General features: G+C 66.6%; 16 protein-coding genes and 1 pseudogene. 11 read left to right on the top strand and 6 right to left on the bottom strand.

Annotated features, from left to right (window positions below; all coding sequences use genetic code 11):
- Positions 1–22: 22 nt before the first annotated feature.
- A pseudogene (locus EF294_RS14880) lies at positions 23–1,193 on the bottom strand (LLM class flavin-dependent oxidoreductase).
- Between the two features lie 138 nt (positions 1,194–1,331).
- Between EF294_RS14880 and EF294_RS14875 the strand changes: the two are divergent.
- The 3 genes from EF294_RS14875 to EF294_RS14865 are packed head-to-tail and all read left to right on the top strand — an operon-like array spanning position 1,332 to position 2,703.
- A complete protein-coding gene (locus tag EF294_RS14875) occupies positions 1,332–1,745 on the top strand; it encodes a hypothetical protein (RefSeq protein ID WP_246007880.1) in 414 nt (137 codons plus the stop codon).
- The gene (locus tag EF294_RS14870) at positions 1,742–2,173 is read left to right on the top strand and encodes a hypothetical protein (protein WP_246007879.1); all 432 of its coding nucleotides are present in this window, start codon (positions 1,742–1,744) and stop codon (positions 2,171–2,173) included. Before EF294_RS14875 ends, EF294_RS14870 begins: the two co-directional genes overlap by 4 nt.
- 2 nt (positions 2,174–2,175) lie before the next feature.
- Complete coding sequence (locus tag EF294_RS14865; protein ID WP_123931469.1) at positions 2,176–2,703, top strand: hypothetical protein; 528 nt, start codon at positions 2,176–2,178, stop codon at positions 2,701–2,703.
- A gap of 34 nt (positions 2,704–2,737) precedes the next feature.
- On the opposite strand, the gene EF294_RS14860 is transcribed toward EF294_RS14865, so the two are convergent.
- Entirely contained in the window at positions 2,738–3,454 is a 717-nt protein-coding gene (locus EF294_RS14860; protein ID WP_123931467.1) for an IclR family transcriptional regulator, read from the bottom strand.
- Positions 3,455–3,520: 66 nt separating this feature from the next.
- On the opposite strand from EF294_RS14860, the gene EF294_RS14855 reads away from it, so the two are divergent.
- Positions 3,521–4,924, top strand: coding sequence for a CoA transferase (locus EF294_RS14855; protein ID WP_123931465.1), 1,404 nt, complete (start codon positions 3,521–3,523; stop codon positions 4,922–4,924).
- Between the two features lie 23 nt (positions 4,925–4,947).
- Here the strand turns inward: EF294_RS14855 and EF294_RS21490 are convergent, their stop codons facing one another.
- Entirely contained in the window at positions 4,948–5,118 is a 171-nt protein-coding gene (locus EF294_RS21490) for a hypothetical protein (RefSeq protein WP_185091103.1), read from the bottom strand.
- 408 nt (positions 5,119–5,526) lie between these two features.
- Here EF294_RS21490 and dnaK point away from each other — a divergent pair, with 408 nt between their 5' ends.
- The 5 genes from dnaK (at position 5,527) to EF294_RS14830 (ending at position 11,246) form a co-directional block, all read left to right on the top strand.
- Entirely contained in the window at positions 5,527–7,377 is a 1,851-nt protein-coding gene (gene dnaK / locus EF294_RS14850) for a molecular chaperone DnaK (protein ID WP_123931463.1), read from the top strand.
- A gap of 155 nt (positions 7,378–7,532) precedes the next feature.
- Positions 7,533–8,117: a nucleotide exchange factor GrpE gene (gene grpE / locus EF294_RS14845; RefSeq protein ID WP_425459440.1), complete on the top strand. Its 585-nt coding sequence runs from the start codon at positions 7,533–7,535 to the stop codon at positions 8,115–8,117.
- 111 nt (positions 8,118–8,228) lie between these two features.
- Positions 8,229–9,440, top strand: a complete 1,212-nt coding sequence (gene dnaJ / locus EF294_RS14840; RefSeq protein ID WP_123931459.1) for a molecular chaperone DnaJ — start codon at positions 8,229–8,231, stop codon at positions 9,438–9,440.
- A 96-nt stretch (positions 9,441–9,536) separates the two neighbouring features.
- Positions 9,537–9,893, top strand: coding sequence for a heat shock protein transcriptional repressor HspR (locus EF294_RS14835; RefSeq protein WP_185091112.1), 357 nt, complete (start codon positions 9,537–9,539; stop codon positions 9,891–9,893).
- A gap of 171 nt (positions 9,894–10,064) precedes the next feature.
- Positions 10,065–11,246 (top strand): hypothetical protein, encoded by a 1,182-nt coding sequence (locus tag EF294_RS14830; protein WP_123931455.1) that lies wholly within the window; start codon positions 10,065–10,067, stop codon positions 11,244–11,246.
- 26 nt (positions 11,247–11,272) lie between these two features.
- Here the strand turns inward: EF294_RS14830 and EF294_RS14825 are convergent, their stop codons facing one another.
- On the bottom strand, positions 11,273–12,424 hold the full coding sequence (locus tag EF294_RS14825) for an FAD-binding oxidoreductase (protein WP_123931453.1): 1,152 nt from the start codon (positions 12,422–12,424) through the stop codon (positions 11,273–11,275).
- Positions 12,425–12,622: 198 nt separating this feature from the next.
- Here EF294_RS14825 and EF294_RS14820 point away from each other — a divergent pair, with 198 nt between their 5' ends.
- Positions 12,623–13,756: an amidohydrolase family protein gene (locus EF294_RS14820; RefSeq protein ID WP_123931451.1), complete on the top strand. Its 1,134-nt coding sequence runs from the start codon at positions 12,623–12,625 to the stop codon at positions 13,754–13,756.
- Positions 13,757–14,115: 359 nt separating this feature from the next.
- On the opposite strand, the gene EF294_RS14810 is transcribed toward EF294_RS14820, so the two are convergent.
- A complete protein-coding gene (locus EF294_RS14810; RefSeq protein ID WP_123931448.1) occupies positions 14,116–15,027 on the bottom strand; it encodes a serine/threonine-protein kinase in 912 nt (303 codons plus the stop codon).
- A 28-nt stretch (positions 15,028–15,055) separates the two neighbouring features.
- The gene (locus tag EF294_RS14805; protein WP_123931446.1) at positions 15,056–15,484 is read right to left on the bottom strand and encodes a nitroreductase family deazaflavin-dependent oxidoreductase; all 429 of its coding nucleotides are present in this window, start codon (positions 15,482–15,484) and stop codon (positions 15,056–15,058) included.
- Positions 15,485–15,609: 125 nt separating this feature from the next.
- On the opposite strand from EF294_RS14805, the gene EF294_RS14800 reads away from it, so the two are divergent.
- Positions 15,610–17,004, top strand: coding sequence for an FAD-binding oxidoreductase (locus tag EF294_RS14800; RefSeq protein ID WP_123931444.1), 1,395 nt, complete (start codon positions 15,610–15,612; stop codon positions 17,002–17,004).

The raw sequence follows: 17,004 nt of genomic DNA, 5'->3' as shown, positions 1-17,004 counted from the left end.
TGACGCAACAACGCCACAGTACTCATCGGTGTGCAGTTGCGCCCCCATCGGACGAATATGCCGGAATTCCGAAGTTTGTTCCGCCGCAAGCAAAGTCGCCAGGCAGTGAACCCGCCGGCGCGTCCGGGGTCGTCGGTACTCCACAGCGTCGTCGACAGCTCGCGGCGCACCATTGGGATCACCTCTTCGGCGAATTGGGTGAGCACCTCACGCTGACGCTCGTACGGCAGCACCGGATTGATCGAAATCGACTGCAGATCATGATGATACGAACGGTGATAGTCGATGATCTTCTCCGCGACCCGCTGCGACGACCCGACCAGCGCGGGCCCGCGTTCGACGGCGTCGGTGATGGTGGCGAACATGTTGACCTTGCCGATCCGGGTCTCGCCCGCGAACTTCTCGCGATTTCGGGCGGCGAAGCCCTCGTAGACCGGTCGATACTCGGAGATCGCGTCGTCGGTGGTGGCGGCCAGGAACAGACCGCCCGATCCGGACCCCACATATGCCCGGGCCGGATCGTGGCCGTACTCGGCGTACTTCTCCCGATACCGATCGATGAGCACCTGATAGTTCTCGCGCGGTTGCAGGGCGTTGGCGGTGACGATCGGGTCGCCGTATCGGGCGGCGAGGTCGACGGCGACGGTGGAAGTCGCCGACCCGTGCCAGATCCGGAACGGCCCGGAAAACGGCCGCGGCACGGTGCTCACCCCGTCGAGCGGCGCATGATGCTCGCCCCGCCAGGTGACATTCTCCTCGCGCAGGAGCCGCCGGAGCAGTGCGTAGTTCTCGCTGAGGTAGTCGTACTGATGCTCGAGCCGACGGCCGAACATCGGGAAGTGCTTGTCCTCGTTGCCCTTGCCGATCACGATCTCCAGGCGCCCGCCCGAGAGCTGGTCGATCGTGGCGTAGTCCTCGGCGACGCGCACGGGGTCGAGCAGGCTGAGCACGGTCACCCCGGTCGACAGCAGGATCCGGTCGGTGGCCGCGGCGAGCGCACCGAGCAGCACCGTCGGCGACGACGACAAGAACTCCCCGGCATGACGCTCACCGACGGCATACGAGTCGATCCCGAGCTGCTCGGCGAGTACCGCGTTCTCGACGACGCGAGTGAGGCGCGTGTGCGAGGAGAGGAGTTCACCGGTGACCGGATGGGGTGTGTGCGGAACGATGTCGAGAACTTGAAAGCGCACGCCGCCACGCTAACAGCGGGGTACCGGGCCTCCGGAAGCCTTGCGATCACCCTGAATCAAGCGGTCCGCATCTGCGCCGAACGCGAGGACTACGGTGAAAGACGAAGTCTCGTATATGTGTCAGCAAAGGAGCTTTCCATGTCCGACCTGCCCAAGATCACCGACCAAGAGATGCGGACGATCAGCCAGTACTCAGCCGTATTCGGTGGTGGTGCTGCGCGCGGGCCCGAGTTCGGCAAGCCCGAGTCGACGGACTTGATCTGGGAGCACAGTCGACGCAACTTCTGGCTGCGCGCCAAGGGCGATCTCGCCGTCATCCTCGGTCTCACCGAGGACGACTCCGACATCCGCGGCTTCGGGATCTTCGACAAGGACGTCGAGACGACCGCGAAGATGATGAACGACGACCCAGGTGTACAGGCCGGGCGTCTTCGAGTTCGACGTCCACCCGGTCCGCGTATTCCCGGGCGACGCGTTGGCGCTCAAGCCGGACTGACGGTGGCATCGGGGGCGCGGCGAACTCGTTGCGCGCCGATACCATCGACCCTGTGACCGCTGACGTCCGTCGACCCACCCGCAGACGCGGGACGTTGTTCACCTATGCGGAGCTCGCGGAATCCCTGGCCGCCGGCGAGTACGGCTGGCATCTGGCGGTCCGGCTACTCCGTGAACTGGTTCTCCGGACGCAGCGGTTGACCGACGTCGTCGACATCGATGAGGTCCATCGGCGTCCGCCACCCACCGGCACGCGCGGATGGGACGCCATACTGGGCGGGGTCGCGCATATCACCGGGCGCGATCGTGTCAGCGATCCGGAGATCTTGGCATGGTGCTTTGAACCGGACCGGTTCTGCACGGATGCGATGTTCGACCCGTTTGGCGTGCCGCCCAAGTATTTCTGGACTGACTACCTGCGGACCCCGGTGGAGCTGCAGACGCGCAACGTGGTGTTGCCGGTCGGCAATCTCGAGGGAGTCTGAGCGTGGCGCGAACGTTGACGGCGTCCGAGATCCGGGAGCTGTTGCGTGCTCTCGACTCGGAGTTGCAGGCGAGAGGAAAGGCCGGCATTCTCTTCATCGTCGGCGGGGCGGCAATGGCCTTGGCGTACAACGCCGATCGGGCGACCGAGGATGTGGACGGAACATTCGAGCCGCGCGACGTCGTGCTTCAAGCGGCCGCATCGGTCGCTGCGCGCGAGGGTGATCTCGACCCTAATTGGCTGAGCGACGGAGTCGCCCAGCTCATGCCCCCGCTACCCGATGACCATCCCCGAAGCGAGCAGATCGGTCCGGCGCTGGTCATCAGTATCGCGTCACCGGAGTACGTCCTCGCAATGAAGGCGATGGTGACGCGCAAGTCGCAGGGGGACATCGATGACGCAGTGGCGCTGTGCCATCTCCTGTCGCTCAGCACACAAGAGGCGCTGGAAGCGGTCGTGTCCCGGTACTTTCCCGGTCGGCGGTTCGGTGCCCAGGAACTCTTCTTCGAGCGGATCATCGAGTCCCTCTGAGCAGTGGCGGTGAGGCGTCGCGCAGCAGCACCACTCATGGCCGGGCGCGGGACGCCAACCAGGTAGCCGTACGTCGCGCGGCGTGTTCGAGCGCCGGGGAGGGCCGATCCGAGATCCTCGGCGCGGCGACGACCACCACGGCCAGTAATCGCCTGCCGTCGAATACCGGTACCCCGGCCACCCGCAGCGCCGACTGCACCGAACCATCGCTGAGGGCATACCCGCAAGCGTGAATCTCATCGATCTCGCGGCCGAAGGCGACGGCATCCCCGGGCGAGGCGTGCTCGGCGAGCAGCGCTGCGCGCTCGTTCGCCGGTAGGAACGCCAGCATGGCCCGACCACCGGCCGTGGCGAGCAACGGTCGAGGCACGTGATCGCGCACCACGGCGCCGATCTCCGCGGGAACCTCGCCCACCCCATGCAGGTACACCAGGTCGGATCCCACCAACACCGCCAGCGCCACCGGGGCCTCGATGACGGCGTTCAACTCGGTGAGTTCGTCTGGCGTCAAAGGTGGCTGATCGGCGTGGCCGGCAATGAGCCGCAGCGTGCGTAGGCGTTGGCCGAGTCGATAGCCCGCGCCGACGCGGGTCAGATAACCGCATGCCCGAAGGTCGTCGACGAGGTCGTGGGTCGAGGAGACCGGCGCTTCGATCTCGCGCGCGATATCGCTCAGCGACAAGGGTTTTCCGGCGCGGGCGACACACTCGAGGATGTGGTCCGCGCGCGGAATGGCGCGATGTCGGCGCATGTCCACCACCTTACGTAAATACGAAAGCCTGGTCGGTGCGCTGTCGGCGATGGCCACAGTAGGGACATGGCCCCGACACCTTCGTCCCCTGACTCGTCCACCCCGGACTCGTTCACCTCGGTACCCGCGACGGTCTCCGACCTCACCGCCCTGCTCGGTACCGACACCGGGGAATGCGTGATCAGCGGAGAAGCGCCGACGACTTCGTCGCCACATCGGATCGCGGAGGCGTCTGCCGCAGGGATCGGAGCCCTCGGGGTCCAACTCGCCGCACTCGCCGGCGGTCCGCGCGTGACCGTCGACCTCGCCACGGCGCTCGATCAACTCCGGGCGGCATTTCTCACCACCCTCAACGGTCGGCATGTCCACACCGTCGTCGAGGACCCCTCGGCTTTGGGTAACAACGACTTCTACCGTACGAGTGACGGCCGGGGGATCTTTCTGATCACCACCTATCCTCATCAACGCGACGCGGTGTGTGTGGTCCTGAACTGTCCGCCGGTCAAGTCGAAGATCGCGGCCGCGGCCGCAGAATGGGGCGCGGTCGATCTCGAGGACGCCGTGTACGCCGCGGGGGGCGTGGCGGCCGCGGTGCGCACGGCCGACGAATGGGCCGAGCACCCCGTGGGCCGGGAGAGCGCCACGCATCCGGTGATCCGACTCGAGCGCATCGGTGACGCCCCGCCCCGGCCCCTTCCCCACACGTCGATGTGGCCGCCGCTCCACGGGATACGGGTGGTCGACATGACCCACGTGATCGCCGGGCCGGTGTCGACCAAGCTGCTCGCGACCTTCGGTGCCGATGTGTGTCACGTCAGCCGCCCGGACCTTCCCGATCCCCTGGCGATGGTCGCCCTCACCGGCGGTGGTAAGCGCAACGCGTACTGCGATGTGCGACAGCCGGATCAGGCCGCGGCGTTGCACACGCTGATCGACGCCGGCGACGTCTTCGTCAACTCCTATCTGGGACTGGGCAACCGGGGCCTCGCGGCCGACGATCTCGCGCTCGAACATCCGGGCACCGTCGTCGTCGACTACCACTGCTGGGGATCTGGGTCGGCCTGGCGCGACCGCGGCGGCTTCGATCAGCTCGCTTGCGCGGCAACGGGTTTTGCTCTCGAGGAGGGTGGAGGGGTGCCTGCCCTGCCGCCGACGCAACTGCTCAACGACTATCTCGCCGCCTATGTGGGGGCCGCCGGGGCCGTGGCGGCATTGCGCCGACGGTCCACCGAGGGCGGGACATGGCGCGTGCGAGTCGAATTGGCGCGGGTGTGCACCTGGGTTCGCTCATTGGGAATCGTCGACGCCCTCCCGGGACTACCGATCGGGCCGCCGGTCGCGTCCGTCGACGGCTGCGACGGTCCGCTCGGGCGCCTCGTCGAACCTTCGGTGCCGATGGTGTTCGAGGGTCTGTCGACCCCGACACACCGCGCGCCGACACTCCTGGGGACTGCGCCCTTGCGGTGGTGACCGGCGTGAGGGGCCGGCCCGGCTCACTCGGCGTCGTTTTCCTCACGCCCGAGCATCCCGACCGCGACCCAACTCAGCGCCACCACCACGCCACCGACGACGGTATATGGCGTGTTCGTGTCGATGACCGCGAAGCCGACGCCGTAGAGCATCGTGATGGCCAGGGCCACGAAGGACAGGACACGACGATTCATGATCTCTACTCCTCGAACTCGGCGGCCACCTTTTTGGTGGACCCACGCAGCGCGACCCCCGAGGGGATTATCGGCCCAATCACGCCTGGTCGTGAGCGGATCTCACGAACGAAACGTGTGATCTGCGGTCACGTGCGCCAAAACTGAGCGAACTTCGCTCAACTTTTTTGGTCGAATCGGGAACATCTGTGGCACCCCACCCGTTGGACCGATCGAGAAACCTGAGCGATGCTGGCTCAACTTAAGTTGACCTGGACCGGCTCAACCCGGTAAGACATGAGTCCAAGGCACTGAAGTCTGACCCCTAGCGCAGGTTTGCCACACACCACACTCTCGTGGTGGGCGCCAAGCCCGCTGCGGGGGAGCAGGACTTGGGTGCACACCCAGAAACCAGGAGGATTAGCAAAGATGTCTCGTGCTGTCGGAATCGACCTCGGCACCACCAACTCCGTGGTGTCGGTACTCGAAGGCGGCGAACCGACCGTCATCGCCAACGCCGAGGGCGCCCGCACCACACCGTCCGTTGTCGCGTTCGCGCGCAACGGCGAGGTGCTCGTCGGGCAGCCCGCCAAGAACCAGGCGGTCACCAACGTCGACCGCACCATCCGCTCGGTCAAGCGCCACATGGGCGAGGGTGACTGGAATGTCGCGATCGACGACAAAAAGTACACCCCTCAAGAGATCAGCGCCCGCACGCTGATGAAGCTCAAGCGCGACGCGGAGTCCTACCTCGGTGAGGACGTTACTGAAGCGGTCATCACCGTGCCCGCCTACTTCAACGACTCTCAGCGGCAGGCCACCAAGGAGGCCGGCCAGATCGCCGGCCTCAACGTGCTGCGCATCGTCAACGAGCCGACCGCCGCGGCTCTGGCCTATGGCCTGGACAAGGGTGAGAAGGAACAAACCATCCTGGTCTTCGACCTCGGTGGTGGCACCTTCGACGTCTCGCTGCTCGAGATCGGCGACGGAGTGGTCGAGGTCCGGGCGACCTCCGGCGACAACAATCTCGGCGGTGACGACTGGGATCAGCGCATCGTCGACTGGCTCGTGGAGAAGTTCAAGAGCTCCTCGGGTATCGACCTGACCAAGGACAAGATGGCCATGCAGCGTCTGCGTGAGGCTGCCGAGAAGGCCAAGATCGAACTGTCGGCGTCGCAGTCGACCTCGATCAACCTGCCCTACATCACCGTCGACGCCGACAAGAACCCGTTGTTCCTCGACGAGCAGCTCTCGCGCAGCGAGTTCCAGAAGATCACCTCGGACCTGCTCGAGCGCACTCGTGCTCCGTTCCAGGCGGTCATCGCCGACGCGGGCATCTCCGTCGGCGACATCGATCACGTTGTGCTCGTTGGTGGTTCGACCCGTATGCCCGCCGTCACCGATCTGGTGAAGGAACTGACCGGCGGCCGTGAGCCCAACAAGGGCGTGAACCCCGACGAGGTTGTCGCGGTCGGCGCTGCCCTGCAGGCCGGTGTGCTGCGCGGCGAGGTCAAGGACGTGCTGCTGCTCGACGTGACCCCGCTGAGCCTGGGCATCGAGACCAAGGGCGGCGTGATGCACAAGCTGATCGAGCGCAACACCACCATCCCGACCAAGCGGTCGGAGACCTACACCACCGCCGAGGACAACCAGCCGTCGGTGCAGATCCAGGTGTATCAGGGTGAGCGTGAGATCGCCTCGCACAACAAGCTGCTCGGCTCCTTCGAGCTCGGTGGCATCGCTCCTGCGCCGCAAGGTGTTCCGCAGATCGAGGTGACCTTCGACATCGACGCCAACGGCATCGTGCACGTCACCGCGAAGGACAAGGGCACCGGCAAGGAGAACTCCATCCGCATCCAGGAGGGCTCGGGCCTGAGCAAGGACGAGATCGACCGGATGATCAAGGACGCCGAGGCCCACGCCGACGAGGATCGCAAGCGTCGTGAAGAGGCCGAGACGCGCAACCAGGCCGAGTCGTTGGTGAACCACACCGAGAAGTTCCTCAAGGACAACGAGGACAAGGTGCCCGCCGACGTCAAGGACAAGGTCAACGCGTCGATCGCCGAGGCCAACGAGGCGCTCAAGGGCAACGACATCGCCTCGATCAAGAGTGCGATCGAGAAGCTCTCGACCGAGTCGCAGGAGATGGGTCAGGCCATCTACGCGGCATCGGCCGCCGAGGGCCAGGCCGCTGACGCCGCCGACGGTGGCAGCGCGAGCGCAGGCGACAGCGATGTCGTCGATGCCGAGGTCGTGGACGAGCCTGAGGAGAAGAAGTGACCGCTCCGGGCGCCGGGAGCGGAGCGAGCGGGCCAAATGTCGCGGGCGCCGGGAGCGGAGCGAGCGGGCCAAATGTCGCGGGCGCCGGGAGCGGAGCGAGCGGGCCAAATGCTCCGGGCGCCGGGAGCGGAGCTGGTTCCGAGGAGCCGGTGACGGTGACCGATCGTCGTCGCATCGACCCGGAAACGGGTGAGGTGCGCGAGGATTCGGCCGCCGGGCCGGGTCTGGCTGAGGCCGAGCCCGCCGCGGCCATCCCCGATCCCGAGCCGAGCACCCCGCACTCCGACGAGGTCGCCGACCTCACGGCGGCACTGCAGCGAGAACGCGCACAGTTCGCCAACTACAAGCGGCGTACCGAGGAGGAGAAGCAGGGCCGGGTGGCCTACGGCAAGCAGGTTCTCATCGAGAAGCTGCTGCCGGTCCTCGACGACCTCGACCGTGCCCGCGAGCACGGCGATCTCGAGTCCGGTCCGCTGCGTGCGGTCGCCGATAAGCTTGCCGCCACGTTGACCGGCGAGGGTGTCGTCAAGTTCGGTGAACCCGGCGACGTGTTCGACCCGGAACTGCACGAGGCCGTCCAGAACGACGGCAGTGGTGCCGAGCCGGTCCTCGGCGCGGTGTACCGCAGCGGTTACCGCCTGGGCGAAAAGGTGATCCGCACCGCGATGGTGATCGTTACCGATCCGGCGCCCGCAGCGCAGGAGAGCGGCCCGCAGGACGCTCCTACCGGTGCACAATAATCACCTGCACAACCATCCGGCGATGCGCGGACAGCCACGCGGCTTCGCGCATCGCCGGATGTCGGAACATACTTCATCCAGACATGTTCATTGAGAAGGAGGTGACGTCTGGTGGCTCCGCAACGAGAATGGCTCGAGCGTGACTTCTACAAGGATCTGGGCGTTGCTTCTGATGCTTCGTCTGAAGAGGTCAAGAAGGCTTACCGCAAGCTCGCCCGTGAGCTGCACCCCGATGCCAATCCGGGTGACACGCAAGCCGAAGAACGCTTCAAGCGGGTGTCCGAAGCCCACAGCGTGCTCGCCGACCCGGACAAGCGCAAAGAGTACGACGAGACGCGGGCGATGTTCGCCGGCGGACGATTCCGTGGCGGCGGCAACGGTTTTCCCGGCGGCTTCCCCGGCGCCGCCGGCGGCACTCGCTACTCCACGGAGACCGGTGCCGATTTCACCATCGGCGACTTGTTCGGCGGTGGCGGCGCGGGCGAGGGAGCCGGCGGTTTCGGCGACCTCTTCGACGGCCTGTTCAACCGCGGCGGTTCGGGCGGTGCGCGTACCTCGACCGCGACCCGGCCGCGTCGTGGCAACGACCTCGAGACCGAGACCACGTTGTCGTTCAAGGACGCGGCGTTGGGTACGACCGTCCCACTTCGGGTAACCAGCCCGGCGCCGTGCACCACCTGCCACGGCAGTGGCGCCAAACCGGGCACCAGTCCGCGAGTCTGCCCGAACTGCAACGGTTCCGGCTTCGTCAGCCGCAACCAGGGCGCGTTCGGATTCAGTGAGCCCTGCCAGGACTGCCAGGGCACCGGTTCCCGTATCGACGACCCATGCTCCGACTGCGACGGAAGCGGCGTCAAGGTGCGCTCGCGCACCATTAATGTCCGCATCCCCTCCGGCGTCGAGGACGGCCAGCGCATCCGGCTGGCGGGGCAAGGCGAGGCCGGACGTCGGGGCGCGCCGTCGGGTGACCTGTACGTGGTGGTCCATGTGACGCCCGACAAGGTGTTCACCCGCAGCGGCCACGACCTGCGCGTCCAACTTCCGGTGAGTATCTCCGAATTGGTACTCGGGTCGACGGTGTCGGTGCCGACCCTCGATGGTTCGGTCGGGGTGAAGATCCCGCCGAACACCAGCGATGGCCGTACCCTGCGGGTCCGTGGTCGCGGCGTGCCCAAGCGCGCCGGTGGTGCCGGCGACCTGCTCGTCACGGTCAAGGTCGAGGTGCCCCGGAAACTCGACGACGCCGCGGTGGAGGCAATGCGTGCCTACGCCGAGGCCGAGAAGTCCAGCGGGTTCGATGCTCGGGCGGGTTGGGGGCGATGAGTCATGGCAGAACGCAAGAATCGTGGGCGGACCGGCGCTGAGGGCACCGGGCTTGGTGGCGGGTTCGAGGGCGACGTGAGTGCAACCGCTACCTTCATGATCTCGGTGGCCGCCGAACTCGCCGGGATGCACGCGCAGACCTTGCGTACCTACGACCGCCTCGGGCTGGTGACCCCACAACGCACCAGCGGTGGTGGGCGCCGTTACTCCTCGCACGACGTCGAGGTACTGCGTGAGATCCAGCGGCTGTCGCACGACGAGGGCGTGAACCTCGCGGGCATCAAACGCATCATCGAACTCACCAACCAGGTCGACGCGCTCCAACAGCGGGTGCATGAGCTCCAACGCGAGGTCGACGCACATCGCGCCCGCCGCGGCGGCGAACTGGTCCCCGTCCCGCGGACAAGTGCGCTTGTCGTTTGGCAGCCCCGGCGCCGACGCACCGAAGAGTGATCCCGCTGCAGTGTGACCCGCTGCAGTGTGACCCGCGGTAGTGACCACCGAGTAACGATTTACCGATCGCCGACGACACCGATCGGTAGGCGGCCTGCGGGCCGCGCACCGATCGGGCTCCGGTTTGTCGCGGCGCGTCATCCGAGTTCGGTGAACTGACAAGGGAGGCGAATGGTGAGCGAGGCACCCGAGATCTCGATTGCCGAACCCGCAGTGCTCGGGGTCTCGGTGGTGGGCGACGACATCGCGACCGTCGTTCGCGACGCCACCGGTGAGATTGTCGCCAGCAATTACGTCGAGCTCGCCGACGAGTCACCGAATGCGGCGCTCGACGCGCTGCGTGAACTCGTGGACTCCGCTCCGTTCGCGATCGACCACATCGCGCTGACCTGCGCACGCCCCGACGTACGAGCACACCTCGAGTTCTCGATGAACGCACCCGGCGCACCCGAGTGGGCATCGGCGGTGAGCTTCGTCGACCTCCCGCACGCCCTGGCTCAGGTTGCGCACCGCGACGCCACCGGCGATGTCGCCGCGGTCGTCCTCGACAGATCCGGTGCTCTGGCCTCCGGCGCCTCGATCGCCCTCGTCAACGCCGAGCATTCGTCGGTCCTCGCCTCCGCCGCCGTCGCCGCGCCCCAGTCGGTGCCGCTGACCGATCCGCAAGGCGCCGGCGGCCTCGTGGCACATCTGAACTCTCTGACGCGCGGGGCGGGTGCGACTCGCGTGGTCGCGGCCGGTTCCGGTGCACAACTGCCCGACGCCGTCCGTGTCATCGAGACGGCGACCGGCGCATCGGTGGCCGTGGCCGCCGCCCCCGTGTTCGCAGTGGCCCAGAGCGTCACCGAGGTGATCGCCGCCGACACTCGCGCCATCCCGGTCGCCGCGGCCGCCGTCGGACCGGCTGCAACGGCATCGGTCGGGACAGCCGCCGCGGCACCGACCACGGCGGCGACGGGCGGGGTGGGCTTGCGCTGGTGGATCATCGGCGGCGCCGCCGGGCTTGCCGCGTTGCTGTGTGTGGTTGCGCTCGTGGCGCTGTTCAGCGGCAAGGATGGCGCGGACACGCCCGCCGCGGTCACCTCGACCGTCACGGTGCCCGGACCGAACAGCGTGGCCACCGTCACCCGCAGTGGTCAGCCCGACGACACCCAGACAGTCGTCGACCAGCAGACCGTCACCAGTACCGTCACCCAGCCACCGGTCACCAGTACGGCCACCCTAACCGTCACCTCGACGGCAACGGCGACAGCGACGGCCACGGTAACCGAGCAGGAGACCGTCACCTCGGTGGTGACGACGACCGTGTCCGCGCCACAACTGGGCCCCGGCAACCCGGGTGCGGGCGGATAACTGCCGCGGCAGCGCCGAGGCACGCCCTAGAACATCGGGTCGTGCTGGATGAGGCTGGCCCGCACCCCGGCGATGATCAGCCCGCGGCGGGTGTTCTCCACCATCATCGGTGAGCCGGTGATGAGGGTTTGCCGGTCGTCCCGGCCGTCCGCGGCGCCGACGACGTCGACCAGTCGACCGAAGCGATGCTCGATGCCGAGTTCGGCGGGTCGGACCGGGTTGTCGAGCCACCACGGATTGGTCTGTTCCTCCGACACCGCGGTGATCGTGAGCCACGGATTGGTCGCCGCGATCCGACGCAATACCGGTAGGTCGTATAGCTCACCGGGATACCGTGCCCCGTAGTAGACGTGAGTCGGCGGGGAGGTCGCCAGCGCCGACATCTGAATGAGCAGGGCGCGCAGGGGCGCCAGGCCGGTGCCGCCGGCGACCATGAGTACCTCCCGGTCGCCGTCGATGTGCAGTGTGCCGTGTGACTGACCGAACGTCCACACGTCGCCGGGCTGGGTCTGACCGACGATCGCCGGACTGACCGTGCCACCGGGTACCGCGCGCACGTGGAACTCCAACTCGCCGTGCGGGTTGGGCGGAATCGCCGGGGAGAGGTTGCGCCACAGCTTCGGCCATTGGGGGATCTGGGCCTCCAGATATTGCCCCGTGTTGAATCGCAGTGGTGTGTCGGTGACGAGTCGTACCACCGCCAGGCCGCGGCTGATGCGGAATTTCTCCACCACGCGGGCGGTCCAGGTGGCCGGCCCCGACGCGGTCTGCGCCGCTCCGCGCATCACACCGGTGACGAGCATCATCGCCTGCCCGACGGTTCGCTGGGCCTCGTCGTCCCACTGATCGGCGAGCGTGACCGCGAACTCACCCATCAACGCCCGGAAGATCGCCTGATAGTGCTCGGGCTGTACCCCGTACTTGCGGTGGTCGCGCCCGAGTTGCGCCAGGAACTCCACGAGTTCGGCCTGGCCGTCGGGGTTCGGAATGACGTCGAGGACGTGGTCGATGACGTGGTAAAACGCCTCGCGCTGCTGCGACATCATCGCGCCGAACAGTTCGCGCAGGTCGGGATCAATGGCGAACAGTCGCGTGTAGAGGTCGCGGGCGAAGCGGTCGGGATCGCGGGCGATCAGGTCGCGGAGTTGATGCAGCACATGGCGGGAATGACTCGCCATTGCGCACACCTCCCACAGATCACCGATCACCGGTCAACCGACAACATCTCCATTCTGCCCTGCGTCACCGACAGTTCGGTTCATCCGCCGGCCGTCGCCGTGGCGCAGCCGACCCACCGATGGCGACGACCGGCAATTCGTTTCGTCCGTCGAACGCATGAAACGCGTCAACAACTATGGCAATCTCGAATGGTGACAATGCTGGCCGGAACGATATCGGGGATCGTCGACGCCCACGTCCAACAATGGAATCCGCGCCGGATACCGCGGTCGCGCAATCCCGTCGCGCGTGGCTACCGATTTGTCCCCAAAGTGGGGGACCGGCTATTTTCTGTTGCCGTTCCCCAAGCCGAGCGCGATTATGTGTTGACCCCGCACATCATCGGCCGTGCCTACGAGCCGCGGCACTACGGCGCCGACATCGCGCCGGTGGCGCAAGTGGTCGGCGTGGGTATCGAGTCGGTGGTGGTGTCCGAATCCTACTGGCGCCTCGGCGATGTCGAGGAGCCCGACGCGAGTCGGCTGGCCGTCGGCGAGATCAACTACCTTCAGGGACTGCCGTTCGGAGTCGGTGTGGCCCCGACGCTCGGTGCGGTGATGATGCGTGCCGACCCGCGGGCCGAGGGCTTCGAGACGCGTCTAGATGTGCAACGCACGCTCAGCGATCGGGTGCGCGGCATTCAGGTCACAGCGACCCGCCATCCAGACCCGAAGGTCCGATCGGCCGGGCCGGTCGACGGTATGCTCGCATCGGCCGAGTTCCTCTCCGGCGTCGAGAAGGTCGCCGCCCGCGGGCTCGCCGTGGAGGTCTTCGTCTACTCCCATCAGCTCTACGACGTGATCACCCTCGCCCGCGAGTTCCCCGACACCACCGTCATCGTCGACCATTTCGGTTGTCCGGTGGGTGCTTTCGGGCCCGTAGGACTGCGCACCGGGACGACCGCGGCAGCCCGCGCCGACATCCTGCGCCTGTGGCGTGAGCGCATGACCTCGATTGCCGCCGAAGAGAATGTGGTGGTCAAACTTTCCGGGCTGGCCATGCCGGTCCTCGGCTATGGCCGTGAGCCGTGGGGCAACATCGGTGCCCGCGAGACGCTGACACAGATGATCGGTCCGCTGGTCCAGCACGTCGTCGGTCACTTCGGTGCGAGCCGGGTCATGTTCGGCTCCAACTTCCCGATCGACAAACCGAATACATCGATCGACACCGTCGTCGCGAGCCTGGCCGAGATTCTCGAACCCTGGGGAGAGAACATGCTGGGCAATGTTTTTCGTAACACCGCGCGCCGCGTGTACGGCATCACCGCGCCGGAACACGCGCGCGCGGGGTGAGGTGTGCTGCTCCGGTACGTCTCACCCCGCGGCGGTCAGTCCCGATCCTTCGCCGTGGTCTCGTCGGGGCCCTAAGGTATCGGCGGTTGCGACCGTCGGTTGGTTCGCCTGCCGCGGTACGGTGTTGGCGATCTCCCGGCAATGCCAGGGCTACACCGGCGAGTACCCGGTGATGCCGCAGCAAGGGGATGCCGACGATGATGGCGACGAGATTGCAGTAGTTGTCCCAGCACATCAACACCACGGCGGCAGCGAGGAACAGAGTAGGAAAGGAACTGCTCCGAAATGGATGTGGGCGCGATGTCCGACTCAACAGTACGGCTGGGTGTGGTTGGCGTCACAGGACCGAGGATCGTCGATCAGCCCGGATATCCGCGCACCCTGCGCCGCCGTCGCGAAGTGTGCGCCGGTACCGGTACGTCGCGCAGGGCGCGCGTGATGATCTCGACGAACTCGGTACACGTCTGGTAGCGCTCCTCGGGCTTTTTGGCGAGCGCCTTGGCGAACACCGAATTTAGCGCCGACGGAAGCCAACCGCGGCGCTGGGTAAGCTTCGGCGGCTCGTCACGCAGGTGGGCATAGGTGATGGCGAACGGCGTGGACCGTGGGAACGGCGGCAGCCCGGTGAACAACTCCACCAGCGAGCACGCGAACGAATACACGTCGGTGGCGGGGGAGAGTTGTTGTGCTTGAAGTAGTTCGGGGGCGGCGTAGGCGATGGACCCCTGGACCCGTCCGTTGCGGGCCAGGGGTCGCGTGTCGTCGAGGAGTCGCGCGATACCGAAGTCGCTGAGCACGGCATCGGTGTCGTCGGAGGTGGACGTCAGCAGGATGTTCGCGGGTTTGACGTCCCGATGCAGGATCTCGCGGGAGTGTGCGTAGTCCAGGGCGTCGCCGATCTGCTCTGCCACGCGTAGTACCGCGGACACCCGCGGCTGTTGATCCTCACGCGGGATCAGCGACATCGCCGACGGCCCGGCGACGTAGTGCATCGCCAGCCAGAGCTGCGTCCGCGGCGGCGAATCGACGAGAATCTCACCACGCGAGACCATGCCCACGATGCGCGGATGGTCCAGGAGCGACGCGATCGCGAACTCTCGCTCCAAGCGTTCTCGTGCCCGGCCGGTATCGCCGTCGTCGGCGTGGAGAACCTTCAGCGCGAGCGACGTCGATTCGCCGCTGCGGTGCACCCGGTAGACGTCGGCGCTGCTGCCGTGACCCACGACGGCGTCGACCACAAAGCCTGCGATCGTCTCGCCAACCCCGAACATCTCGTCAGGATATCGGCTTGTGCCGAAATCACTTCTTGGGCGTCAGACGGAAGATCGGGAAGACACGGCCCTCGGCGGTTTCGGTATATCTCAGGAATTGCTCGGACGCCGAGACGAAACCCTGCCACGCTTGCTCACGCTGCGCCGGATCGAGTTCGGTGGCCGTCGCCGGATGCTGTTCGATCCCCGATTTCTCGCCAGCGTATTCGATGGTGATCTCCGGATTCTTGCGCAGATTGTGCACCCACGCGGGATCCTTCGGAGAGCCGCCCGCGCTGCCGATGATGAAGCGGCCTCCGGCGCCATCGGGCAGCGACATCAGCGGCGTCACCCGCTGGGCTCCCGATGTGGCTCCGATGCTGTGGACGATTACGAGGTTACGGCCGAAGCCCATAGTGGTGACGGTGCCGTCGTTGGCGTGGAACTCGTCGATGATGGTCTTGTTGAAGTCTGTCATCACCCCATAATGCGTGAGGTCGGCGGTGGAGTGTGGACGTTGGCCAAACGTTCACCGCAGGGGCGTGCCGGTGCGGGTCTCAGGAAGGGACACAGGCACCCGGCGGTCACGCCTACGCTGAACCCATGAGCAGTGTGCACACGAGTACCGACATCGGTGGCGTGGACCTCGCCGATCTGCGCGCCGACCTCCCCGACCAGATCATCGTCACCGACCCCGACATTCTTGCCGGGTATCGGCAGGACAGAGCGTTTGACCCGACGGCCGGCACACCGCTCGCGCTCATCCGCCCAACGACCACCGAGCACGTCCAGACGGTGGTCCGCTGGTGTGCCGCTCATCGCGTCCCGATCATCACGCGAGGCGCGGGTACCAGCCTCTCGGGAGGTTCGACGGCCGTCGACGGCGCGGTGATGCTCTCGACGGAGAAGATGCGTGCGATGAGCATCGACACCGCCACCCGAACCGCGGTGGTGCAGCCCGGGCTGTTCAACGCCGAGGTGAAGGCCGCTGCCGCGGCACACGATCTCTGGTATCCGCCGGACCCGTCATCATTCGAGATCTGCTCGATCGGCGGCAACGTGGCCACCAACGCCGGCGGACTGTGCTGCGTGAAGTACGGCGTCACCACCGACTACGTGCTCGGTATGCAGGTGGTGCTCGCCGACGGCCGCGCGATTCGCCTCGGCGGCAAGCAACTCAAGGATTCGGCCGGGTTATCGCTGACCAAACTGTTCGTCGGCAGCGAGGGAATGCTCGGGATCATCACCGAGGTCACCCTGCGGCTATTGCCCCCGCAGGCGGCCGCGTGCACCGTGGTCGGTTCCTTCGCGTCGGTACATTCGGCGAGTGAGGCGGTTCTCGCGATCACTGCCAGGATCCGGCCGGCGATGCTCGAGTTCATGGACAAGGTCTCGATCAACGCCGTCGAGGACATGCTGCGGATGGGCCTCGACCGGGATGCGGGAGCACTGCTCGTCGCGCAGTCCGACGCGCCGGGCCCGGCCGGAGTGGCCGAGGTCGAGATCATCCGCGCGGCCTTTGAGTCCTGCGGTGCGTCCGAGGTCTTCGACACCGCCGACGCCGCCGAAGGGGAGGCGTTCACCGCCGCCCGGCGCGCCGCCATTCCCGCGGTCGAGAAACTCGGTTCACTTCTGCTCGAAGACGTCGGCGTGCCGCTACCGGCGCTGCCCGCACTGATCGACGGGGTCGGCAAGATCGCGAACGACAACGCGGTGATGATCTCGGTGATCGCCCATGCCGGTGACGGCAACACCCATCCGCTCATTGTGTTCGATCCCGATGACGCCGACGAGCACGACCGCGCCCAGACAGCGTTCGGCCAGGTGATGGACCTGGCGATCTCGTTGGGCGGCACCATCACCGGTGAGCACGGCGTCGGCCGACTGAAGAAGGGATGGCTACCCGATCAGGTCGGCCCCGACGTCATGCAACTGACCGCCGCCATCAAGGCCACCCTCGATCCCGACGGCCTGCTCAATCCTGGTGTGATCCTCTGA

Origin of the sequence: Gordonia oryzae, from assembly GCF_003797185.1 — a bacterium.
Classification (GTDB): domain Bacteria; phylum Actinomycetota; class Actinomycetes; order Mycobacteriales; family Mycobacteriaceae; genus Gordonia; species Gordonia oryzae.
Note: the sequence above shows the minus strand (reverse complement) of the source record. Positions and strands in the feature narration are given on the sequence as shown.